This is a genomic window from Solibacillus sp. CAU 1738, from assembly GCF_039888725.1.
Taxonomy (GTDB): domain Bacteria; phylum Bacillota; class Bacilli; order Bacillales_A; family Planococcaceae; genus Metasolibacillus.
On the sequence record NZ_JBDQQN010000012.1, the window covers coordinates 29,334 to 52,960 of the forward strand.

The following is a 23,627-nucleotide window of genomic DNA, read 5'->3' on the forward strand; positions in this document are numbered from 1 at the left end:
TATCGGTCAAACCGATACGCGTGTTTTTTTTTCTCAGTCTTTTGTCTAGTATTTTTATTACTGAAATTCAATATAATTGAAAGTATGCATAAGTATATGTTTATTGTGCATTTTTCTCTGCTTTAAACAGTATTTTACTATAACAAAAGAGGTGTATAGTATGAAGAGATTTTTAGTGATTTGTATAATCGGGATAGTGATATTAACTGCTGGGTGCAAAGGCACACAAGAAAATACGGAAAGCAACAAGCTGGAAGTAGGGGCAAAAGAAGTAGTTGGTCAGCTTGTTGTGACGGGGGATATCGTGTCTGAGCAATTAGGCTGTGTATTAGCAAGCCAGTTTGCGCCGGGCGATTTAATCGTATTTCGTAATAATGTAGTAGATGGTTTAACGAATGAGCAAGTAAAGGATGCAGTATTGCAAGTACATTTATCGACTGGTGAAGTGATAGATATGAAGTATGGTCCACATGGTGAGGATAATTTCTGGGTAGCTGTATATCCAGTAACAGAAGATACGCCAACAGGGCAATTAGGCTATACAGTAAAGGCAACATTGAATGACCGCGTAGGAGAATTCAAGCCATTTAACGTTGCACCATCATTATTAACTATTATTGCTGGAAATAAAGTATCGGCAGCAGGGCCAAGTCAATCTGAAGAAGATTTAAGTAATATTGAAACAAATCAAAAAGTGGATATTATTGGAGTGAACTTTGAATTTAAAGGGCCAAATGGTGAAAAAACATTTTACGTAAAGGCTAATGAAGAAGTGACGTTAACATTAAAGTCTGAAGAAGGAATGCACGGAGTTGCCATAGAAGGTATGGATGTAAGTTTACAGCAGGATGGAGAACTAAAGTTTATGCTTACTGAGCCAGGTGAATATCGCGTTTTTTGTAATGTATTTTGCGGGCCAGGGCATAGCGATATGGTAGTTACACTCGTAGTCGTTTAAGGGGGATCCTCATATGAATTACCGTAAAACTTATACTTTATTTACAGCATTTCTATTAATCTTGTTACTAGCAGCATGTACAGAAAAAGAAGGAACAGAGCCTACAAATGATAAGATAGAATCCGCAAGTGCGAAAAAGGAACAACAAAACTCTAACCAAGCAGTAGAGCAGCAGCAAGATAAAATGAAAAATAATATTACGCTTGCTGTAGAGAAAGGCTTTGTTGGAGATGAAATAGAATTTACCATTGATGAATTGCAGCCAAATGAATCTGCACAGTTAATTTGGAATCGAGTGGAAGGCGAGTATATTGTAGAAGATAGTTATCGCTTTATCGGTTTAAATTTTACCGAAAAAGATGAAATTATCGTTGAAGGAATGGTCGATGCACAAGGCAATTGGAGTAGTACTTTTACCGTACCAGAAGGTTTTGGAGGGAAGTCTACGATTTGGGTTGCACAGGGTGGCAAAAAGATTGGGCAAGTCGGTTTTTCAGTAGAGACGAAGTTTACGATGGAGCCTGAAAGTGGTCCAGTTGGTACAGAAATTACGATTAAAGCAACAGGTATTGGTTGGTCAACCTATCAACGTAACTGGATGCTAACGTATGACAATAAATACACAGGCTTTATGTCTGCTATTTCAACTAATGGTACGGGTGAAGCGAAAATTCGCGCAGCTGGGCCAATTGGAAAGAAAATGATTAGCTTGCGTACCGGATTTATAGGTAGTGGTTATTTAAACTATGCACAAGGTCCGTTTGGTGATCGTGATGTACCCGACATGATATTTGAAGTAACTGAAGGTGTTGCTGCAAATATTAATAATTATGTAGAGCCTGCACCAGTAGCAGCACACGGCGGCGCGAAGCAAGCAAGCGCAGTAAATAAAAACGGTGTAGAAGTTACAATTAATAAGAATGAAGCGATAGTTGGTGAGGAAGTATCCATTACAGCAACAGGTTTACCGAAAGATAAGGACGTGCAATTTATTTTTAATACGATGCGCGGAAGTCGAGTAAGTGGGACCGGTTATGGTAAGGAAATTGTTGATTTAGGCAAAGGGAAAAGTGATAGTAACGGCCATATTACGTATAATTTCGCCGTACCCGATGATTTAGGAGGAATTCCACACTTAATCGATATACAAGTCGAAGGTGAAAGCTACGGACAAACGTATTTGCGTATTTTGCCATCGATAGTTAGCTTCGAGCCGAAATCTGGTCCAGTTGGTACAAAAATTAAAGTTACCATTAAAGGTGGTGGCTGGACAGAGTTTGATAATGCTTATTATTTAACATATGACAATGCTTATATTGGCTATATGTGTGCGTTTAATAGTATGGGTGATTTAACGTTCGATGTGTATGCAACAGGTGAGACAGGCCATCATATTATTGATATGTACCCAGGAATCTATGTGCAAGAGGATGAAGGCTATGATATGACAATCTTGCCGCAACTATCGTATGTAAATGATCATCCTGGTTCAGCAATGCCAGCAATTCGTATGTCATTTTTAGTAACAGAATAAAGATAATTTAGAGAGAGCTGTTCAAAGAGATGATTTTTTGTCACTTATTGAAACAGCTCTTGTTTTATCCTTTAGTAATAGGGGATTTTTCATAAAGGACACAGATATTTTTGTAGGGTGGAAAAGTATAGATGTCTGTAAGTTCTTTAACGACATTCGTATTTATTAATATGACAATGAATTATGAAAGTAACCTGATTTAAAGTTTAGTATAATTAGTTGTAAAAAAATTACTTGCGATGCACAATAGATATAAATGAACTAAGGGGGATTATGGTGTGAAAACAGAACAACAATATTTTGAAGAAGCGGTATCAATCCAAGAATATATGGAAAATATGACGCAGCTGAAGGAACTGAGTTTTGAAATTTACAATCAATTTGAAGTACCAAATGATAATTTTTTTGTAAAACTAAAAAATAGTGGCTATCATTTGCTCGTTATTACTGAAGACTGGTGCGGGGATGCGATGTTAAATAATCCGATTATCCGTAAAGTAGCTGAGGCAGCAAACATAGAAATGCATGCAACATTACGTGATGCAGATACGGATTTAATTGACCGTTATTTAACTAATGGTGGACGTGCAATTCCAATCTACTTAGTGTTAAACAATGAAGGGGAAGTTGTCGCTAAATGGGGTCCACGTGCACCAGAATTGCAACAATTAGTAATGGACTTACGTGCAAAGTTACCTGATAAAGAGGATCCAAGCTTTGAACAAGCTCAATTAGAAATGTACACAACAATGCGTGACCGCTATACAAAAGATGCAGAGATTTGGAACTATGTATACAATAGCTTCAAACAAGCAATTGAACCGACATTATCTTAACTTAATATAAAGTGAATCTTCAGTGGGAGTCATACTGCCCGTTAATCTGCGATAAACAATAAAAAGGGCTATCCCAAGTGAATTTACTCACTTTTGGGATAGCCTACTGTTTTTTTAGTCATTTTTTAACCAGCTTTTTAGCTGCTCATCTGTTGCAAGAACGAAGTGTTTTGGACGTGCTTCAATCACTTTTGCACCAGCTGGTACTTCTTCATGCTTGTATGGGATACGTACACGTGTACGCTCAAATTCTGGGTTCGGCTGAGGAACAGCAGAAAGTAGTGATTTCGTATACGGGTGAATAGGGTGGTTGTAAATTTCATCTGCATCACCTAACTCCACAATACGTCCACGATACATAACAGCAATACGATCACTAATGTATTTGACCATTGATAAGTCATGGGCGATGAATAAATACGTTAAGCCGCGTTCCTTTTGCAATTGTTTTAATAAGTTAACTACTTGTGCTTGGATAGAAACGTCAAGTGCAGAAATAGGCTCATCGGCAATGATGAAGCTTGGATCTAAGCTTAAAGCACGAGCAATACCGATACGTTGACGCTGACCACCTGAGAATTCATGTGCATAGCGGTTTGCGTGTTCACGATTTAATCCAACTGCTTCAAGTAAAGAACCGATTTTTTCTCGGCGTTCTGCTTTCTTTTTGTAAAGACCATGAATATCAAATGCTTCTGCAATAATTTCACCAGCAGTCATACGTGGATTTAATGATGCATATGGATCTTGGAAGATCATTTGCATTTCACGGTTGAATTGCAAAGCGTCTTTGCGTGATTTATATTCATTAATATTTTTACCTTTGAAAAGGATTTCTCCTTCAGTAATGTCATAGAGACGAATAATAGAACGACCTGTTGTAGATTTTCCACAACCAGATTCCCCTACAAGACCAAGTGTTTCGCCTTCATATACTTCAAAGCTAATACCATCGATTGCTTTAATAGGAGCTTTCTTAGTGCCGAAATGTTGCTTTAAACCTTTGACTTCTAAAATTTTATTGGCCATTGTTATTCGCCTCCTTTTGATAGCCTTCAATACGGCGTGCTACTGATTCTGGCAGCGGAATTTTTGGCGCATCAGGATGGAGTAGCCAAGTTTTTGCGTAATGTGTGTCAGATACTTTAAACATTGGTGGCTCTTTTTCAAAATCAATTGCTAACGCAAATTCGTTACGAGAAGCGAATGCATCGCCTTTTGGTGGACTAATTAAGTTTGGCGGAGAACCTGGAATAGCTCGTAATAGTTCATCTGCATCGTTATCCAAGTCAGGCATTGAGCCAAGCAAGCCCCAAGTATACGGGTGCTTTGGATTGTAGAATATGTCATTTACTGTACCATACTCAACAATTTGTCCTGCATACATTACAGCTACACGGTCAGCAATATTCGCTACTACACCAAGATCATGCGTAATGAAAATAATAGACGTATTTGATTTCTTTTGGATTTCTTTCATTAATTCTAAAATTTGTGCTTGGATTGTTACGTCAAGCGCTGTTGTTGGTTCGTCTGCAATTAATAGCTTTGGATCAGCTGCTAGAGCAATGGCGATGACCACACGCTGACGCATCCCACCAGAAAGTTCGTGAGGGTAAGCACGGAAACGTTTTTCTGGGTAAGGTATACCAACTTGATCGAGCAATTGTATGGCACGTTGTTTTGCTTCATCACGTGTCGATACTTTTTTATGTTTTAAAATCACTTCTGTAATTTGAAGTCCGATACGCATTGTTGGATTTAATGCTGTCATCGGATCTTGGAATATCATCGCAATATCATTACCGCGAACTCTCATCATTTCTTTTTCTGATAATGGAATAATGTCCTTACCATTAAATAATATTTGCCCATCCGCATAAATGCCAGGTGGCTGTGGAATCAATTTCATTAAAGCATTACTCGTAACACTTTTACCTGAACCTGATTCACCAACGATTGCCAATGTTTCGCCTTCATAAAGTTCGAAATTTACGCCACGAACAGCTTGTACGACACCGGCATACGTTTTGAAATTAATACGTAAGTTTTTTACTTCTAATACTTTTTTCTTCATCTCGTACACCTTCCTTATTTACGTAATTTCGGATCTAGCGCATCACGAAGTCCGTCCCCAACTGCGTTAAATGCAAAAATCGTTAACGAAATAAACACTGCTGGGAAGATCAAACGCCAAGGTGCTGAAGTTAACGCCTTGAAACCTTCAGAAGCCATTGTCCCCCAGCTAGCCATTGGAGCTTGAACACCAAGTCCTAAATAACTTAGGAAGGATTCAGTGAAGATTGCGCTAGGAATTGTTAATGTCATCGTTACTATAATCGCACCCATTGCATTTGGAATAAGGTGACGTTTAATTAAGTGCCATTTGTTTGCACCTAAAGTACGAGATGCTAGTACATACTCTTGGTTTTTAATAGATAGTACTTCACTACGAACGATACGGGCCATGCCTACCCAACCAGTAATTGAAAGGGCGATAATTAATGGAATCAAGCCTTGTTCCATTACTACTAATAGAATGATCACGACTAATAGGTATGGAACAGCTGTTAATACGTCAGCGATACGCATCATAATATTATCTACGCGACCGCCAGAAAGTCCTGCAATACAGCCCCATAGGACACCAATGACTAAATCGATTGCAGCCGCTGTTAAACCGATAAATAAGGAAATGCGTGCACCTTCCCATACACGGACGAACATGTCACGTGCTAAATCGTCAGTACCGAACCAGTGTGCAGCAGAAGGTGCTGTATTGTAAAGACCAACATTCTGGTCATAGCTATACTGTGAAACAAAAGGCACTACAATGGCCATACCCATAATAATAAATAAAATCACTAGGCCGATTAAAGCCAATTTATTTTGAGAGAAGCGATAAAATACTTCTTTCCAGAAAGAGACTTGCTTTTGTGAAAGCTGTTCAGTTTCATTAAAGCGCCCACCAACGACTTTAAACATGTCTGGCGATATTTTTTCAAGATTTGGATCGTTTTGAGCCATTATTTTTTCGCTCCTTTCAGTTTAATTCGCGGATCTATTACACTGTATAAAATATCTACAATTAATACAGCGAATAATAAAATGATAGCAAAAAACACTGTTGTCCCCATGATGACAGTGTAATCTCGGTTCGTAATCGAAGTAACGAAGTGGCGACCTAAACCAGGAATCGCGAAAATTTGCTCGATAACGAAACTACCTGTAATAACACCTGCTAATAAAGGTCCTAAATATGTGACAACTGGCAATAGAGCATTACGTAGTGTGTGCTTAAACACGGTAGTCCATTTGCCGAGTCCTTTCGCACGAGCTAGCTTTACGTAATCACTATTCGATTGTTCTAACATACTTGAACGAGTCAGTTTTGCGATAGAGCCAGCATGACCAAGAGCGATAGCTAGTGATGGTAAAATTGTGTAGGTAAATCCTTTCCATCCACTTACAGGGAACCATCCAGCTTTGAAGGACAGATAATATTGCAATAATCCCGCAAGAATGAAGGAAGGTACGGAAATACCTAAAATTGCAATTACAGTAGACACATAGTCAGGAAGTTTATTATGGTAAAGGGCAGAAATGATACCTAGTAATACACCTAAACCAATTGCTAAAATCATTGCCTGTAAACCGAGGGCAACTGAGATTGGGAAGCTTTCTGCAATAATATCGTTTGTTGAACGACCTTTATATTTCATTGACTCACCAAAATCAAAAGTCATTGTTGACACTAAATAATCTTTATATTGCACATACCATGGATTATCTAACCCATATTTTGCATTTAGCTGCTCTTCAATTGCTGCTGGTAATTCCCGTTCACTTGCAAAGGGACTACCTGGAGCGAGCTGCATTAAGAAAAATGTCGCTGAAATAATTAAGTACATTGCAATGATGATATAAACTAAACGTTTAAAAATATAACCGAGCAATGAAATAACCTCCTTTTTTCATAATTTAGAATATTCGTTAGTATTATGAAAGGCTGCTTGAAACTGAAATGTCAGTTTAAGCAGCCTTTCATGTGTATAATGATTGATTTAATTATTTGTTAACATCAGCGTATTTTAAGAAGATGTTTCCTAAAGCATCTGCATCTATTCCAGTCACGTAGTCTTTTTGAGTTGAAAGATTAGTGTAGAAGTAAATAGGTGCTACTGGCATTTCATCCATGAAAATTGCTTCAGCTTGTTTTAATAAATCAATACGAGCTTGTGGATCAGTTTCTTTTGTAGATTGTTTTAATAATTCAGCGTATTTAGCATTTTCCCAACCAGTATCGTTGTTGCCGTTAGCTGCTGAATTAAATTGCTCTAAGAATGAGTATGCATCATTATAGTCAGCTACCCATCCCATACGACCAGCTTGGTAGTCAAGGTTATTTAATTTATCCAAGTAAACTTGCCATTCAGAGTTGTCAAGTTTCACATTGATACCTAAGTTTGAAGTCCAACCTTGTTGGATGAATTGAGCGATTGCTGCGTGAGCTTCACTTGTATTGTAAGAAATAGCAATTGTTAAATCACTTGGGCTAGCTAAGCCAAGTTCTTTTAAACCTTTAGCTAAATATTCTTTAGCAGTTTCAAAGTCAGCGTCAGCGAAATAACCTTCATCATCACCGAAGCCTTCTACAGAGTTAGGAACCATCCCTAAAGCTGGTTGTTGCTCACCTTTAGTAATGTTTTTAATTAAACCTTCACGGTCAATTGCTAAAGTAAGTGCTTTACGAATGTTTACGTTCGAAGTTACTTCATCTGTAGAGTTGAATTTGTACCAGTAAACACCTGACTGATCAGTAATGTTTAATGAACCTTCTGATTTTAAACGATCGATTGCATCTAGAGGAATTGAACCGAATGGAGCACCTAAGTAGTCAATTTCACCAGAGTCGAACATTGTCATTTCAGTTGTTTCAGATTCTGCCATTGTAATGTTTACAACGTCAATTTTAACGTTTTTAGCATCCCAGTAAGTATCTGATTTTTCTAATACCATTGAACCGTTATGTACCCAGTCAGTTAGAGTGAATGGACCATTTGAAACGATTGTGTCTACTTCAGTAAACCATTTTGGGTTTTCTTCAGAAGTAGCTGGGTGAATTGGGTACATTGTTTTGAAAGCAGTTAACTCTAAGAAATATGGAGTTGGTGCTTCTAATGTTACTTCAATTGTTTTTTCATCTACTACGTTAATAGCTACATCTTCTGCAGTTGCTTCACCTAGGTTGTAAGCTTCAGCGCCTTTGATAGGGTAAAGAATTGAAGAGTACTCAGATGCATTTTCTGGGTTTAATGCCCATAACCAAGAGTATTTGAAATCTTCCGCAGTTACAGCATCACCGTTTGTCCATTTTGCATCACGTAATTTAAATGTATACGTAAGTAGATCTTCTGATATTTCGTAGCTTTCAGCAGCCGCTTCAACAGGCTTACCGTCAACCATAGTCATTAAACCTTCAAAAATGTTTGTAATAACAGAACCAGAAGTTGTGTCAGTTGCTAAGGCTGGGTGAAGTGTAGGTGGCTCAGAAGCAAATGTTAAGTTAAGTTCTTTAGTTGCACTTTCTGAACCTTTATCTTCACTGCCTGATGATTTCTCATCACCAGTACCACATGCAGCTAGCGCTAGTGAAAGTACTAGTACAATAGATAGCAATAGAAATTTGTTGAATTTCATTGTAAAACCTCCTATTAAAATTTATGCATTATATATTGCTATAATATTAATGCTCTTTTAATATATCAGAAAATTGATAATAAATAAATATAAAAATACTGAAAATACAATATTTTTTCACTATTGAAGACCATTAAATGGTAGTTATTACATATAAATGTTTGTTTTGCATATTAAATGTAAAATATGTAATTATTATTTTTGTATATTATGATATATTTTCCCATTTTTATCTATCTATAGATAGGCAACATCGGAGCGTTAAATCAAAATTAGATTTTTATATGGGAATCACTTTTTTTGGGAGCATCTATGGAGTGTAGTGTGTGGTGGGAATAGGAATTACGTTTTTGGTGATATTATGTAATGGACACAATTTGTAGATATTGTTGTGTCTTATTTGATGTAAAAAGGAAAGAACTCAGTTAAAATAGATATTAGTAAATAAAGGAACCTTTAAAAGGGACCTTTAATAAGAAAGAATGTATGTAAAAATAAAGAAAATCAGGATGAGAGAAAAATATGAAAAGAGCCCGAATTATATATAACCCTACTTCAGGTCGTGAATTATTTAAGAAACATTTACCAATAGTGCTCGAAAAGTTAGAGGTGGCGGGCTACGAAACGTCTTGCCACGCTACAACAGGAGCAGGAGATGCAACGATCGCTGCAATAGAAGCGGTAAAACGTAAATTTGACATTGTCATCGCAGTTGGTGGTGATGGTACGTTAAATGAGGTCGTAGCTGGGATTAGCCAATGCGAAAATCGACCAAAGCTTGGACTTATTCCGATGGGGACGACCAATGATTTTGCACGAGCTGTCCGTATCCCACGTAAAATCGAAGAAGCACTAGATATCATTATTAAAGGTGATACGATTCCAGTCGATGTTGGTTTGATGAATAATGAGCGTTACTTTATTAATATTGCAGCTGGTGGTCGTATTACCGAGCTTACCTATGAAGTGCCTAGTAAGATGAAAACGATGCTTGGTCAGCTAGCCTATTATTTAAAGGGCATTGAAATGATTCCTTCTATTAAAGCGACACACATGAAAATCGACATTGATGGTGAAATATTTGAAGGCAAAACGATGATGTTTTTATGTGGCCTTACAAACTCTGTTGGCGGCTTTGAAAAGATTGCACCAGATGCCTCAATAAACGATGGTTTATTTACAGTGATGGTATTAAAAGAATGCTCTATAGCAGATTTCATTAAAATAGCATCACTAGCACTACGCGGAGATCATTTAAATGATCCCAACCTTATTTACCGCAAAGCAAGCAATGTGAAAGTCACATCCGAGGAAGATGTTCACCTAAACTTAGATGGTGAGTATGGCGGAGATGCACCCGCTGTTTTCCAAAATTTAAAACGTCATATTGAAGTATTTGTTCCAATCGACGAGATTCGTGAGGAAGATAGAGTGTAAGCTCACGGCTTGAAAGTTTTTTGGAACTTTCAGGCCTTTTTTATTTCTATGCATGAATTCAATTTTTTTTGAATGGACATAGTGATAGAAAGGGGATGTTTCATTGTATAAAAAACAAGAGAAATGGCTCATTATTTTAAGCTTTGCGGTAGCCACAATTATGCTACTGTCATTTGTCGGTCGATTATTCGGATAGGAGGTAAACATAGTTGATTAATGAGTCTGCTGTTTTTTGGAGTCGTGTGCTAACAGAGCTCACGCTATCATTCCATATTATTTATGCGACGATTGGTGTTGGCGTACCGCTAATGATTATGATTGCGCAGTGGGTAGGCTATAAAAATAATGATGAACATTACATTTTGCTCGCAAGGCGTATCGCGCGAGGCTTTGTTATTACAGTAGCTGTAGGTGTTGTGACAGGTACAGCGATTGGTTTGCAGCTATCGCTTTTGTGGCCAAACTTTATGCAGCTAGCCGGACAAGTAATTGCGCTACCCTTGTTTATGGAAACATTCGCTTTTTTCTTTGAAGCGATCTTTTTAGGCATTTATTTATATACATGGGATCGTTTTGAAAGTCAAAAAAAGCATATGCTTTTGCTCATTCCAGTAGCGATCGGAGCTTCAATGTCAGCTGTTTTCATCACAATAGTTAATGCTTTTATGAATGCACCGCAAGGGTTTGATATTGTAAATGGGCAGATAGTGAATATCCAGCCAGTTCTCGCAATGTTCAACCCAGCAATGCCAACGAAAGTAGCGCACGTATTAACGACTGCCTATATGACAGCGGCATTCGTACTCGCATCAATTGCAGCATACCGCTTAATAAGAGGTTCGGATCATGTATATCATAAAAAGTCTTTGTATTTAATGATGAAGCTAGGGCTTGTGTTTTCCATTGCAACGGCAGTCGTTGGCGATTTTTCAGGAAAATATTTAGCGGAGTATCAGCCAGAAAAATTAGCTGCAGCAGAATGGCATTTTGAAACAGAAAAAGGCGCTACTCTAATTCTTTTTGGTGTATTAGATGACGGAGAAGTGAAGTACTCTATTAATATTCCTTGGGGGCTCAGTATTTTAGCGCATAATAATCCAAATGCAGAAGTAATTGGCCTAGATCAGTTCCCAGAAGATGAAAGACCACCACTCTATATTCATTATTTGTTTAATATTATGGTGTTTATCGGCATGTTTTTAGCGCTCGTTGCACTTGTATTTGTTGTAGGAAAATGGCGGAAATGGACATTTACAAATGCAAAATGGTTTAGGTGGATTATCGTAATGGGCGGTCCGTTAGCTATTATTGCAATTGAAACAGGCTGGTGGTTGGCTGAAGTCGGCAGGCAACCTTGGATTTTGCGTGGCATCATGCGAACAGCTGAAGGAGCAACTACAAGTGATAGCGTCGATTTAATGCTCATCCTCTTTTCGATTGTTTATTTAGTATTAGGTATTGGTAGCGTCGTCGTTTTAAGACGTATGTTCCGAAATAATCCAATTGAGCAAGAAATAGCGGACCGTATAGCAGAAAGGGGCGGTGATTTACAATGAATTTAGAGCTTCTAGGCATTACGGTGCTATGGATTTTCTTGTATGGCTATGTCATTATCGCTTCCATCGACTTTGGCGCAGGATTTTTCAATGCCTATAGTTTAATTACGAATCGATCCGATGTATTAGCGAGTATTATCAAGCGTTATTTGTCCCCTGTATGGGAAGTGACAAACGTCTTTTTAGTATTTTTCTTTGTTGGGATGGTTGGCTTTTTCCCGCAAACCGCTTTTTATTACGGTACAATTTTACTCGTTCCAGTCAGTATTTCGATTCTGTTATTAGCCATTCGAGGTTCATATTATGCATTTGAATCATATGGATCTAGTGGTCATAAAGGCTACGCATTTGCTTACGGTTTATCAGGTCTACTCATTCCAGCTTCTCTTTCAGTTGTTTTTACGATTTCAGAAGGTGGCTTTGTAGAGATGGTAAATGGGCAGCCGAAGTTAGATTATTGGGCACTTTATACAAGTCCATTTTCATGGAGTATTGTGGCGCTTAGTATTGTCGCTGTGCTGTATATTTCAGCTGTATTTTTAACATGGTATGCCAGGAAAGCTGGAGATGAAAGCGCCTCTAATTTAATGCGAAAATACTCTTTAATTTGGGCAGCTCCACTGGCCATAACAGCACTTGGCATTATTTATGAACTTAAAGATCATAACCTTGAACGATTTGAAAATATAATTGATTTTTCATGGATGTTCGCAATTTCTGCTGTACTATTTTTAATCACAGTTTGGTTAATATGGAGAAAAAGAAATTACGGGATGGCAGTCGTCTTATTATTTGGCCAGTTTGCCTTAGCATTTTTCGCATATGGTTTTTCACATTACCCGTATTTGCTATATCCATATTTAACGATTTACGATAGTTTCACGAATGAGGCGATGGCTATTGGGCTTGTGATTGTCTTTGTATTAGGTCTGTGCTTATTGCTACCTTCTTTGTATTTATTATTTAAGCTGTTTTTATTTAATAAAGATTATGTAACAGGTAAACAAGATGACCATGCTTAAGGAGGATGCAAAATGAGTAACTTTCTAATTTTTGTTGCCCCATTTATCATTGTAGTGTTTTCGGTTATTGTGGCGTTTCTAATTGCACCGAAAGATAAAATTGTGAATAAAGAATAACTAGGCGTGCGGGACTAATGGATAGTCTCGTGAGTTTTTAAAATCATTGGCAGCAGGTTGATTTCCGTTACGGCTGGGACGCTAATCCCCAAGGAGTCGCCCAGCCTTCACTACAATCAACTAAAAAATTGTCACCTATTCACTAGGTAAAGTAAAATGCAATGAGTAGTTGAATTCATAACTTTTAAATAGCAAATTTTTGTTGAGTTTGAACTATGCCAACTAGATAGGATTCCCGTCTGCAAGCAGCTGTCTGGACTAAACGGGGCGCTTGTACTTTTCTAATGTAGTCATGTTACAATAGAGAAATTGAAAAGATGGAGGACGGAATATGACTGCACCAATTAAAAAAAATGATCAACGAACAGTTTATATAGAAGATTTAACACATGACGGGAATGGTGTCGCAAAAATTGATGGCTATCCATTATTTATTGCCGGGGCGCTACCGGGCGAAACAGTCGAAATTCATGTATTAAAAACATTGAAAAACTATGGCTTTGCGAAAGTAGTAAATATTATCGAGCCATCACTAGACAGAGTAGATGCTCCTTGCCAATATTTTGCCCAATGTGGAGGCTGTCAACTACAGCATCTTTCCTATGAAGGACAGCTTAAATGGAAGAGCAGCATGGTTGAAAATGTGATGAAGCGTATCGGCAAAATTGATGCACCAGTCCATCCGGTAAAAGGAATGGACAACCCATGGCAATATCGCAATAAAGCGCAAATTCCGTTTGCACAAAGTGAGACCGGAGCAATTGCAGGCTTTTATAAATCTAAATCACATTCGATTGTAGATATGGAACGCTGTCTCATTCAAACAGGAGAGGCAGATGCTATTTTATCAGGATTAAAAGGTGAGCTCGCTGCTATTGGTGTACGCCCTTATAATGAAGAAACACATCAAGGTATGCTGCGCCACGTCGTTGTTCGAAAAGGACGCGCAACAAATGAAGTAATGGTTGTTCTTGTGACGAAATCTCGTAAATTCCCACAAGCAGAGGCAGCCGTTGCTAAAATACGTGAACTAGTACCGAATGTGACGTCCATTATCCAAAATGTAAATAGCGAAAAAACAAATGTCATCTTTGGGAATGAAACAGTCACTCTTTGGGGTAAAGATACGATTGAAGATACGATCGGTAATGTACGTTTTGAAATATCAGCACGCTCATTTTACCAAGTAAACCCTGAGCAAACAGAGGTGTTGTACAAGCAAGCACTGGACTATGCACAGCTAACAGGCAATGAACGTGTGATCGATGCATACTGCGGCATCGGTTCTATTTCACTGTTTTTAGCTCAAAAAGCGGGCTATGTAATGGGGGTAGAAATTGTCCCACAAGCAATTGAGGATGCTAAACGCAATGCTGAAATTAATGGCTTCACAAATACGTATTTCGAAGCTGGCCCAGCTGAAGAAGTAATCCCTCGCTGGTATAAAGAAGGCAAGGAAGCAGATGTCCTCGTAGTCGATCCACCACGTAAAGGCTGTGATGAGGCATTGTTGAACACAATTATCGAGCAAAAGCCGAAGCGCGTTGTCTATGTATCCTGCAACCCAGCAACACTAGCTCGCGACTTGCGCATTTTAGAGGATGGCGGCTATAAAACGCAGGAAGTACAGCCAGTTGATATGTTCCCGCATACGACACATGTGGAGTGCGTGGCGTTGATAGAGTTGAAGTAGCTTGGTGGCAATAGGTTTAGCCGTTTTTCTTGAATAATGATGTGTGTATTACGTTCCCTCGGACTATTGGTTCGGGGGAATTGAGGAACTATTTTTTAAACCACAGACAAACAGAAATGCGCCCACAATAAACTGGTGGGCGCATTCCTTTTCTTCAATCTACGGCTCGTTATGACTTAGCCTCACCATTAAAACTCAGATCGTCCATCAAGCCATAAGCCATCCTGGACAAATTTTGTTACCTTTTCAAGCCAAACAAGATCTACTCGCATTTGATTATGTGTGTAATCTGAGATAAGGTGAAAAGCCGGCGGTGTCTTATCTTCCAACTGCTCCCATACCTGATCATAGTGAGCAATTTTTTCTTTCAATTTTGCAACCTGTTCTGCTAGCAAAAAAGCTGATTTTTCAAGATCGGTATATTTAATGAAGATGACCGAGGAATAAATGGAACGTATTCCTTGAAAGTTAGATAAACTTTTGTAGATTTTTTCCTTCAATACTTCTCTACCTTTATCTGTAATCCCATATACAGTTCGAGCAGGGCGATTCTCTTCATGAACAACTTCAATCATTTCAATACAGCCTTTTTTTAGCAAAGAATCGAAGTTGTAATACAGTTTTCCATCGTTTATCGTGAAATCCTCACCTATATTATTTTTTTTGAAAATCCGCTTCAAATCATATGGATGATGATGCCCTTCTGAAAGAATACCTAGAATAAAAATTTGTAGTGACATGGGTATGGCTAGACCTCCCAGCAATTAAAACTATACTTCTCACTAAGGATAAGTTTACACCATTTCTAACTAGGCTGCACGTGTCTCCGTTTTGGCCTCCAGCTTTTTGACAGGAAGTAACTGATGAACTACTAGAACAAGAATAAAGGCTACAACGCCAATAAGTGCTAGTTTCCACAAGTGCCCTGCCGCTCCACTACCACCGAACAAAAGGATGTAATCGGCTTGTACACTGTGAAACATGATAGATACATGGCTAAGTGCCTTGAAAATCCATGGCATCATACTTGTTGTCATCATTGCACCACACGCAACTGCCTGTGATATCATGAAAGGCAAATTCGCATACATTGCATTTGTTCGGAAAAGAAAGGCGAAAATTGTCATGAATTCAACTGCCACAATCATTTCTAGTGAATGGGAAAGCCAAACTTTTACGAATACACTCCAATCAAATCCTCCACTGATTGCAAAGTAGACAATGATACCAAGTAATGGCGCAATTAAGCAAACGAGAACATTCAAAACTTGCATAGACCAGAATGATTTCCATTTTCCAAAATGCTGTTTCACTCCAAGAAGTACATTCCCTGTCGTCATGGAATAAACCATGGCAGCAATATAGGAAACCATTGTTAGGAAGAATGGTGCCATCTGATGATTCATACCTTCTGGGACTACGGCTGTTTTATGAATATTTGACTCTAGCTTATTTGGAAGTGCCAAGGCTAGTTCCTTTGCTTGATCAGCAGGCATATGTAGGCTGGTAAGTGTCCCCTCAATACCGTTTATTCCAATCTCTTTATTAATCGAAGCCGTCATCTCTGTAGCCACTTGTGCCAATGCCTCTGTGACAAGTGGTGGATTCGCCTCATTTATATAGAAGTCAAGCGTACTCTTCTCCCCTTGTTTCTGCAAACTCTCCGTAAAACCTGCGGGCAAAGAAATGATAAAGTAAATTTCACGTTTATCAAGTTTTTCCTTTGCTTTCTCTAACGAACTTTCCTTAACAGTGTTAAAAGGCAATTGACTTGTAAAGCTATCCATCATCGCCTGACCAGCTTCACCGTCCTGATTGACAATTGCGACATCAAGCTTATCGATGTTCTTCGGTACCGCAGTATAGCCATACATAAAAATAGCAATAAAAACAATTTGATAGAAACCTGCCATGATGAGTGCATTACGAATTGCTGGTATCTTAATAATCTTTTTGAAAACTTGCAAATTGAACATTCTCCCGTCTATATCGAATTAGAGTACTCTAATTAGAGTAGCGTGGAAAAATTATACTCTTCTTGAACTTTGTAGTCAATACTCACTTTTTTATTTCATTAGCACCTGGAGGAATACATATACATAAAATTATACTTCCTCGAAAATCTACTAACCCTTACTGATATCACATTGTAAAGCGGTTGATTGGTTGGATTGAGTGTATTAAAGCATAAATAGACTCTTGCTTATTAGAAATAAAGTTGTGCAAACCAAATGGATAAAGAATGGATAGAAAAGGGGGTACCCCAATCCCTCCGTCCATTTTCTATTTTTTGTTTATAAGCGAAGTACAGATTGAGGAGAAAATGAAAATATCATATATGAGACCTGAAAAAATCCAAGATTCAAACTTTTTTATTGTATTTATCGAACAAAAAACCTCTGACCAAATTCAAATAAAAAAACTATTCTGAACAACAAGGTTTACCGTTACATGAAAATCATATACATAGAGTAAAGGCTATTAGGAACAGAAATCATTGGAAAAACAAAATAGCAGATATTGTACCTAAACCTGTAATTGTGGTACCAATAATTAGAAAAAATTGGCACATAACGATCTGTTAAAATCCCCATCGGAATTTGCAAACTCGTTCATTTATTTTGGCAGGGTGGTTTCATAAGAAGGAATTTGTTCGATTAATTGGCTTAGCGGGTATGACAGGAAGTCTTGGAGAACCAACTACATCCCTGTTATAATTTTGTGTCAACAGTCAACACTCACCACATTGCGAAGCGGTAGCATGGTTGGAGTTAGCTTAATGAAAAGAACGAATTTCCGAGGGGGAATTCGTTCTTTTTGTTGTTCCAAAAAGGATTAAAGATATTTTTTGTTAAAGTTATTGATCGGGGTGCTTTAATGAAAGATTGTTGAGCTATTTAGGCTTCTCTTTTTTCTTATTAAACTGACAAGTGTTTTAGTTGAACTAGAAATAAACATCAGGTTCTTACTACACAAAACTAGCAAGATGAGCGAATAAAAAAGCAGTACCAACACTATAAAAGCTCTGGCACTGCCATATTCAGTTGAAGAATGTTTGTTAATTAGAATGTACTTGCTACTTTAACAGCCTTTTCAAGTCCTGCGGCAATAATTTCTTCTGTTTTATCTGGGAATTGATTGTGACCTTCAATGACTACTTTCTCTATATCTTTTACACCGAAGAAGCCCATCATACTTGCTACATATTTAACAGCCATCTCTAGTTCCGCTTTTGGTCCTTCAGAATATACACCGCCGCTAGCGTTTAATATTGCAATTTTCTTATCTCCAATAAGACCAACCGGGCCTTCTGGCGTATATTTAAATGTTTTGCCTGCGCGGTTTAAATAATCAATATATGTGTGTAGTACAGCTGGAATTGTTAAGTTCCATAATGGGAAACCAAACACGACTTTATCAGCTGCAAGGAATTGATCTAAATATTTATCAGCAACAGCTACTGCTTTTGCTTCTTCTGCTGTTAATTCCATTCCTCTACTAGCCTTAAATGTCCCGTTTATCATATTTGATCCTGCATATGGCAATTCTTCATTGTATAAATCAAGCTCTACCACTGTATCATTTGGATGTGATTCTTTATAACTTGCTAAAAATGCCTCATATAATTTTACACTCACCGCTTGGCTTGCGGGGCGATCGTTTGCTTTTACAAATAAAACTGTTGTCATTCTTTTTCTCCTGTTGTTCATTCTTATGTTGTGAATGCTTATTGTCTTTATATAATCTTTTTAAAACTGCAATCCATATCTCCACCTAGAGCTGCAGCTGTATGACCAGTTTCTCTGAAGTCATGTGTATGAATCTTATCAAACGGACCAAAGTCGACTTGCTTATAAAATTCATAACAAGGGAATCCGTCATGCTCACCTTGAATATCGATAGTACCATCTTTTTTAACAAGTACAATTAATAGATAATCAACGGGAGGTGCATACTCATTTAGTGGATTGCTAGCACTGGCACTCATATGAAATTTGACGTTATCCTCTCCCCATACAATGTCCGTACACAAAATACGTTCGGTACTAGCTTTTCCTGTTCTTTTATGAACTGAACAATCAGGATGTGTAATTCTTTCTGTTGTTATGCCAGTATTCGCGTATGTGAAGATCTCTTTTTTATAAAAATCAACCACTACTTCTTGTTCAATTCTAGAACGCATAACGTTTACAGCATATGGAGTAAACTCACGTGAGTCACCTTCAAATTGAATTACATTCCCTGTTTGGGTATCATTCTTAGGTTCAGTCCAAGGCATTGGAATGAATACACTTGCTCTAATTTTAATGATGTTAGCCATGAGAACCTCCATAATATTTAAAATTTGTTTCGGTGAATGCTACTTCTTTTAAAACCGAATTATAGTCAACTTGATTGACTACTTTACGCATAGTACAATAGATTTATTATATAGTCAACTAAGTTGACTATATACAATGGAGGTATATATGAATATTAAAGAAGATAATGAGTTGGATCTTATATCACTTTTGTCTTTATCTTTAAGTACATCAATAAATGAACTACATGACAGATTGAGTGAATTGGGATTTGAGGATATTAGACCTGTACATGGTTTTATGTTTAAATGCATCGCCTCCAATGGAGCAACAGGAATAGAACTAGCCGAATATTTAGGAATTACAAAGCAAGCTGTGAGTAATATGGTGGATTATCTTGAGAAAAGTGGTTATGTAATGCGTAAACCGCATCCCATTGATAAGAGAGGGAAAATCATTGTTTTGACCGAACGTGGATGGTTAGTAGTAAAAGCAAAAGAAAAGATACTAAATGAAATTGAGACACGTTGGATGGAATACATCGGAACTGAACGAATTCAAGTGTTAAAAGAAGATTTATCAAAATTTATTTATAAAGAAAATGAATGTAAATCATCATTGAGAATAAGACCTGTCTGGTAAAAATAAAGTTTATAAGGTGGGTTTTTAAGCGTGTTTAATAACGTAGATCAGTACTTTTTCACGAATTACCATCTCAAAATCTTTCATTCTCATCAAATTCTAATATTATTCACAGGGGAATCACAGAAAACTCTTTTATAATGAAATTAGAAGTTAAGACAACCCCTAAAGGAGAGAATGAATGATGAAAAAAGTTGTAATCGCAGTAGTTGGAGCATTGATGTTAACGGTTGGAGGTATGTCAGCAACAAACTTAACGCATACTGAAGCAGCAGCAAATCACTATAATCATGGTACATATCAATCAAATAAAACAGTCGACCTGTCAGGCTATGTTGCGAAAGTTGTAGAAGATAATAAAGGAAAACGCATCACACTATATAAAGATGCAAAAGGGCATGTGAAGTATAAAACAATTTTAGTGAAAAAAACGGGCATGGTGAAAGTGATTAAGATGTCACGATAATAATAGAACAAAAAGAAACACCTTACAGGCGTTTCTTTATAAAGTATAAGGCACCGTTTATTTGTTGTATGAAATATAGTTTGTGGAAGATTGCACTTCGGCGTTAGTTGAAGAAAAAACTGTTTGAAGATAAATAAAAATGCTAAGTTCTATTATAGTAGGGCCTGGCCAATTACTTAAACCTACCAGCAACCATGTGTTACCACATACACTCCACACATTGTGAAGCGGTTGCTTGGTTGGAGTTAGCTTAGTGATAAAAGAACGAATTTCCGATAATGGAATTCGTTCTTTTTTTCTTGGTGTAAAAAAAGGATTAAAGATATATTTGATGAAGTTATTAAACATCGGCGCAGATTAGTAGAACAAGATGCTTGTTTTATCATTTAACAAAAAGATAGACGCATGAGAAAAATGATAAATAATACAATTTAACATTAGTTATGGGGAACCGAACAGGGCTAGAGAAATAAGGTCCATTAATTCTAACTTCTTGATTAACTTTGTGATGAACTGCTTTCCTGTCGTTCCTTGGAGATAGCGAAGGATTAGAGTTAGCATTAGCATGAAATTCGCAACTCTTTTTCGTTAGTAATTTGTACTCAAAATATCTCGGTATAAATGTATTAAAAGACTTAGAAACGAATTCGTTCCATAAAACGTAAAAGATAGTATGTAATAGAAGGAGGGGAAGGGATGATTTTTTTAAAACGGGGGGCAATTCTAGTGTGCATGCTGTTCTTAATGGTAATAGCGGCGTGTTCGGATGATCAAACGCAAACAAAAACGGAGGATTCGAAGCCTGCCAAAACAGCGACAACCGAGGAAACAGTGGAGGAAAAGATTCCACAAGCCGCGAGAACAGTAGAAGAAATGGTTGGCCAAAAAGCTGGTGTGTTAGTCGAAACGCATATGGATCAGCAGTTAGAAACATTGGGGGGATGGGACGGTCAGCAATACCTAGATTTTCTGAAGCATACGTTCAATCCTATTGCAGAGAAGGAGTTCCAAACTTATTTTACTAAACATAAAAACTTAAACAGTGAGCAGGTATATGATTATCTTGTTTATATGCTTGGTTCAGGAAATTATAAAAATTATTATGAGCAATTAGTTGCTTATGATCATGGGTATGTAATGCCGGAATTACCGAAGGGCGAGGATGAGGTCACTACTAAACAAAAGAAAATGAATGTTGTGGTGTTAATGGATGCAAGCGGCAGTATGAAAGGAGAAATAGCCGGTCAAACGAAAATGGAACTTGCGAAAGCGGCGATTGCCAGATTCGTTGAGCAAATTCCTACTGATGCCAATGTCTCGTTGATCGCCTACGGACATGTTGGCTCATCGTCCGAGTCGGATAAAATAGCATCCTGTTCAAATGTGGAATCAGTGTATCCGCTATCGACTTATCAAGCCGAAAACTTCACTAACTCGTTAAATTCTTTCGAGGCGAGGGGCTGGACTCCACTAGCCGGGGCAATCAATAAAGCCGGAGAAATTCTGCAAGCCTATCCTGCAGAAAATTACTCGAATGTCGTTTATATGGTAAGTGACGGAGTGGAAACATGTGATGGAGACCCGGTTGCTGCAGCTAAGCTTCTTCAAAGTCAAAGTATTAAAGCAAAGGTCAATATTATCGGTTTCGACGTAGATAACGAAGGTCAGCAACAGCTAAAGCAAGTGGCCGATTCAGGCGGTGGAGAATATGTTACAGTGGAGGATCCCACTGAGCTTGAAGTTCAAATGACGAAAAAGTGGCAGCCATCGATTGGTCAACTCGTTTGGACACAAGGAGTGACGATACAGCAATCTATTGATGCAAAGGATCGAATGAATAAAATTTATAATCCTTTATATACCGTTTCCAATGCAGAATTTAATCGTATCAGAAATGCTGTTTATTTCTTGAATAACAGTGAATTAATTACTGATGACTTAGAGAAACAAGTGCTGGAATTGGCTGACTCGATGCAAGACTTACGTAATGAACACTTCAAATCAGTAAAAGAGGACAAGGAATCGGAAAGAGAACAAGCGGAGAAGGAAATTGATGATAAGGTTAATGAATGGAAACAGCAATGGGAAAATGAATAACGGGAATTGAAACTTAAACCTACCAACATCCTTGTGTTGACACATACACTCCGCACATTGTGAAGCGGTTATTTGGTTGGAGTTAGTATAATGAAAAAAAGAACGAATTCCAAAGAGGAGAATTCGTTCTTTTTCTTGTTGTTTTAATAAAGGCTTTTAATAAGGCAAGAAATTTTCGTAAAAGTTATTGAGCTAACGTCGCAGTTTAGCTGAAGAAAGGAAGCTAAAATGACTTCACTATTACCCGGGATAATCTCCGGTAACTCGCTTAGCTGATGAACTAAAAAAAAGACTGCATAATAAGAACACCAATAGATGATGCTACAACCTAATCTAATGAATCTAATTTCCCTCTTATATACTTCGCCCGTGCTTCAATAAAATTCAATATATACGCTGGTTCCTTATCAAATAAATGAATATCGTCTTTTTTATAAGGATCTTTTTGAATATAAGGTCTTATTAAAGCATGCATACCTTGTACTTTAGGTTTCAAATAGTCTACATTAAATTGGTTGTTTAAAATAACTTTTAGCAAGTTTTTGTATTGACGTCGAAATGTTTTTACGTCGAGAATTCTTGCAGTAAGCGTATTAAATCCTTCGATTCGTAAATAGTCTTCCTCCATCACATTCCCATTTACATCCCTTCCCCAAGTTGCATCATAATCCCACGGGATGATTTCGAATAGCCTAGTTTCGCTATTCTGGTATAATGCGTAATTATGAACAAAACCATCAAAATTTTGGGTGAAAACAACGCCGGCCAACCAGCTAAGATACTGATCAACATTGATGTATTTCACAATTTTATTTTCAAATTCAGCTTTTGAAATGGTATTAATTTCAATAATCATTTTTTGTAAATGAAATTCATCTTGTTCTGTCCCATATTTTAGTTCATAGCCGGCCTTAAGTGATTTCTTAACCTCTTTATCAAGATCACTCATCAACGAAAAGTTAGCATCGCCATCAACCGCATAGAATATTGGTCCTTGCGGTAGCTGTTGATTCTTAAGGAAATACTCATCCACTGATTCTAATTCCAAATAAAGCCCCTCAGTTATCCCATTCAATTTCATATTTACAAATTGGGACTTTGGCGATAAGCACCCTAAGTCAAGCGAAATTAAATTACCAGGTGACACATTATCAAGAAGCACTAAGTGTATCAGTGCCTAACTATCCAGATATTGATGACTTAGCAAAACGTAATTTAGTAGCGATTGGAGAGGTGTATAAATAATGAATCCAACTACAACGAATTAT

At 37.5% G+C, this 23,627-nt stretch carries 20 protein-coding genes and 2 pseudogenes; 12 read left to right on the forward strand and 10 right to left on the reverse strand.

Translation table 11 applies throughout. The annotated features are described in order from the left end of the window. Window positions 1–160 precede the first annotated feature (160 nt). The 3 genes from AAFN87_RS19515 to AAFN87_RS19525 all read left to right on the forward strand — a co-directional run bounded on the left by AAFN87_RS19515 (window position 161) and on the right by AAFN87_RS19525 (window position 3,328). Complete coding sequence (locus tag AAFN87_RS19515; protein WP_347792733.1) at window positions 161–958, forward strand: cupredoxin domain-containing protein; 798 nt, start codon at window positions 161–163, stop codon at window positions 956–958. Between the two features lie 13 nt (window positions 959–971). Then, on the forward strand, window positions 972–2,492 hold the full coding sequence (locus AAFN87_RS19520) for a hypothetical protein (RefSeq protein WP_347792734.1): 1,521 nt from the start codon (window positions 972–974) through the stop codon (window positions 2,490–2,492). Between the two features lie 278 nt (window positions 2,493–2,770). Further along, on the forward strand, window positions 2,771–3,328 hold the full coding sequence (locus AAFN87_RS19525) for a thioredoxin family protein (RefSeq protein WP_347792735.1): 558 nt from the start codon (window positions 2,771–2,773) through the stop codon (window positions 3,326–3,328). Window positions 3,329–3,442: 114 nt separating this feature from the next. Here AAFN87_RS19525 and AAFN87_RS19530 read toward each other — a convergent pair whose 3' ends face one another. The 5 genes from AAFN87_RS19530 to AAFN87_RS19550 all read right to left on the reverse strand — a co-directional run bounded on the left by AAFN87_RS19530 (window position 3,443) and on the right by AAFN87_RS19550 (window position 9,028). Further along, window positions 3,443–4,357, reverse strand: coding sequence for an ABC transporter ATP-binding protein (locus AAFN87_RS19530; protein ID WP_347792736.1), 915 nt, complete (start codon window positions 4,355–4,357; stop codon window positions 3,443–3,445). After that, entirely contained in the window at window positions 4,347–5,405 is a 1,059-nt protein-coding gene (locus AAFN87_RS19535) for an ABC transporter ATP-binding protein (protein ID WP_347792737.1), read from the reverse strand. Before AAFN87_RS19535 ends, AAFN87_RS19530 begins: the two co-directional genes overlap by 11 nt. Window positions 5,406–5,419: 14 nt before the next feature. Further along, the gene (locus AAFN87_RS19540) at window positions 5,420–6,355 is read right to left on the reverse strand and encodes an ABC transporter permease (protein ID WP_347792738.1); all 936 of its coding nucleotides are present in this window, start codon (window positions 6,353–6,355) and stop codon (window positions 5,420–5,422) included. Continuing rightward, entirely contained in the window at window positions 6,355–7,284 is a 930-nt protein-coding gene (locus AAFN87_RS19545; protein WP_347792739.1) for an ABC transporter permease, read from the reverse strand. Before AAFN87_RS19545 ends, AAFN87_RS19540 begins: the two co-directional genes overlap by 1 nt. Window positions 7,285–7,396: 112 nt before the next feature. Further along, entirely contained in the window at window positions 7,397–9,028 is a 1,632-nt protein-coding gene (locus AAFN87_RS19550) for a peptide ABC transporter substrate-binding protein (protein WP_347792740.1), read from the reverse strand. 522 nt (window positions 9,029–9,550) lie between these two features. Between AAFN87_RS19550 and AAFN87_RS19555 the strand changes: the two genes are divergently transcribed. The 5 genes from AAFN87_RS19555 (at window position 9,551) to rlmD (ending at window position 14,853) form a co-directional block, all read left to right on the forward strand. Beyond that, the gene (locus AAFN87_RS19555) at window positions 9,551–10,465 is read left to right on the forward strand and encodes a diacylglycerol kinase (RefSeq protein ID WP_347792741.1); all 915 of its coding nucleotides are present in this window, start codon (window positions 9,551–9,553) and stop codon (window positions 10,463–10,465) included. Window positions 10,466–10,674: 209 nt separating this feature from the next. Further along, a complete protein-coding gene (locus AAFN87_RS19560; protein ID WP_347792742.1) occupies window positions 10,675–12,021 on the forward strand; it encodes a cytochrome ubiquinol oxidase subunit I in 1,347 nt (448 codons plus the stop codon). Then, window positions 12,018–13,043, forward strand: coding sequence for a cytochrome d ubiquinol oxidase subunit II (locus tag AAFN87_RS19565; protein WP_347792743.1), 1,026 nt, complete (start codon window positions 12,018–12,020; stop codon window positions 13,041–13,043). Before AAFN87_RS19560 ends, AAFN87_RS19565 begins: the two co-directional genes overlap by 4 nt. Window positions 13,044–13,055: 12 nt before the next feature. Further along, on the forward strand, window positions 13,056–13,160 hold the full coding sequence (gene cydS, locus AAFN87_RS20115; protein WP_481886499.1) for a cytochrome bd oxidase small subunit CydS family protein: 105 nt from the start codon (window positions 13,056–13,058) through the stop codon (window positions 13,158–13,160). A gap of 331 nt (window positions 13,161–13,491) precedes the next feature. After that, window positions 13,492–14,853, forward strand: coding sequence for a 23S rRNA (uracil(1939)-C(5))-methyltransferase RlmD (rlmD, locus tag AAFN87_RS19570; protein WP_347792744.1), 1,362 nt, complete (start codon window positions 13,492–13,494; stop codon window positions 14,851–14,853). A 188-nt stretch (window positions 14,854–15,041) separates the two neighbouring features. On the opposite strand, the gene AAFN87_RS19575 is transcribed toward rlmD, so the two are convergent. The 4 genes from AAFN87_RS19575 to AAFN87_RS19590 form a co-directional block, all read right to left on the reverse strand. Next, window positions 15,042–15,593, reverse strand: a complete 552-nt coding sequence (locus AAFN87_RS19575) for a PadR family transcriptional regulator (RefSeq protein ID WP_347792745.1) — start codon at window positions 15,591–15,593, stop codon at window positions 15,042–15,044. Window positions 15,594–15,662: 69 nt separating this feature from the next. After that, window positions 15,663–16,820 (reverse strand): YhgE/Pip domain-containing protein, encoded by a 1,158-nt coding sequence (locus AAFN87_RS19580; RefSeq protein ID WP_347792746.1) that lies wholly within the window; start codon window positions 16,818–16,820, stop codon window positions 15,663–15,665. A gap of 1,095 nt (window positions 16,821–17,915) precedes the next feature. Next, a complete protein-coding gene (locus AAFN87_RS19585; RefSeq protein ID WP_347792747.1) occupies window positions 17,916–18,542 on the reverse strand; it encodes an FMN-dependent NADH-azoreductase in 627 nt (208 codons plus the stop codon). A gap of 47 nt (window positions 18,543–18,589) precedes the next feature. Continuing rightward, on the reverse strand, window positions 18,590–19,174 hold the full coding sequence (locus AAFN87_RS19590) for a DUF3238 domain-containing protein (RefSeq protein ID WP_347792748.1): 585 nt from the start codon (window positions 19,172–19,174) through the stop codon (window positions 18,590–18,592). 148 nt (window positions 19,175–19,322) lie between these two features. Here AAFN87_RS19590 and AAFN87_RS19595 point away from each other — a divergent pair, with 148 nt between their 5' ends. From AAFN87_RS19595 to AAFN87_RS19605, 3 genes are all read left to right on the forward strand, one after another. Next, window positions 19,323–19,796: a MarR family winged helix-turn-helix transcriptional regulator gene (locus AAFN87_RS19595; protein ID WP_347792749.1), complete on the forward strand. Its 474-nt coding sequence runs from the start codon at window positions 19,323–19,325 to the stop codon at window positions 19,794–19,796. Between the two features lie 181 nt (window positions 19,797–19,977). Next, a complete protein-coding gene (locus AAFN87_RS19600) occupies window positions 19,978–20,262 on the forward strand; it encodes a hypothetical protein (RefSeq protein WP_347792750.1) in 285 nt (94 codons plus the stop codon). 696 nt (window positions 20,263–20,958) lie between these two features. Beyond that, on the forward strand, window positions 20,959–22,359 hold the full coding sequence (locus tag AAFN87_RS19605; protein ID WP_347792751.1) for a vWA domain-containing protein: 1,401 nt from the start codon (window positions 20,959–20,961) through the stop codon (window positions 22,357–22,359). 328 nt (window positions 22,360–22,687) lie between these two features. On the opposite strand, the pseudogene AAFN87_RS19610 reads toward AAFN87_RS19605, so the two are convergent. Beyond that, window positions 22,688–23,494 (reverse strand): annotated as a pseudogene (locus tag AAFN87_RS19610) (CotH kinase family protein); the annotation flags it as partial. Here AAFN87_RS19610 and AAFN87_RS19615 point away from each other — a divergent pair. Beyond that, window positions 23,473–23,604, forward strand: a pseudogene (locus AAFN87_RS19615) (IS21 family transposase); the annotation flags it as partial. The pseudogenes AAFN87_RS19610 and AAFN87_RS19615 overlap by 22 nt on opposite strands. Window positions 23,605–23,627 lie beyond the last annotated feature (23 nt).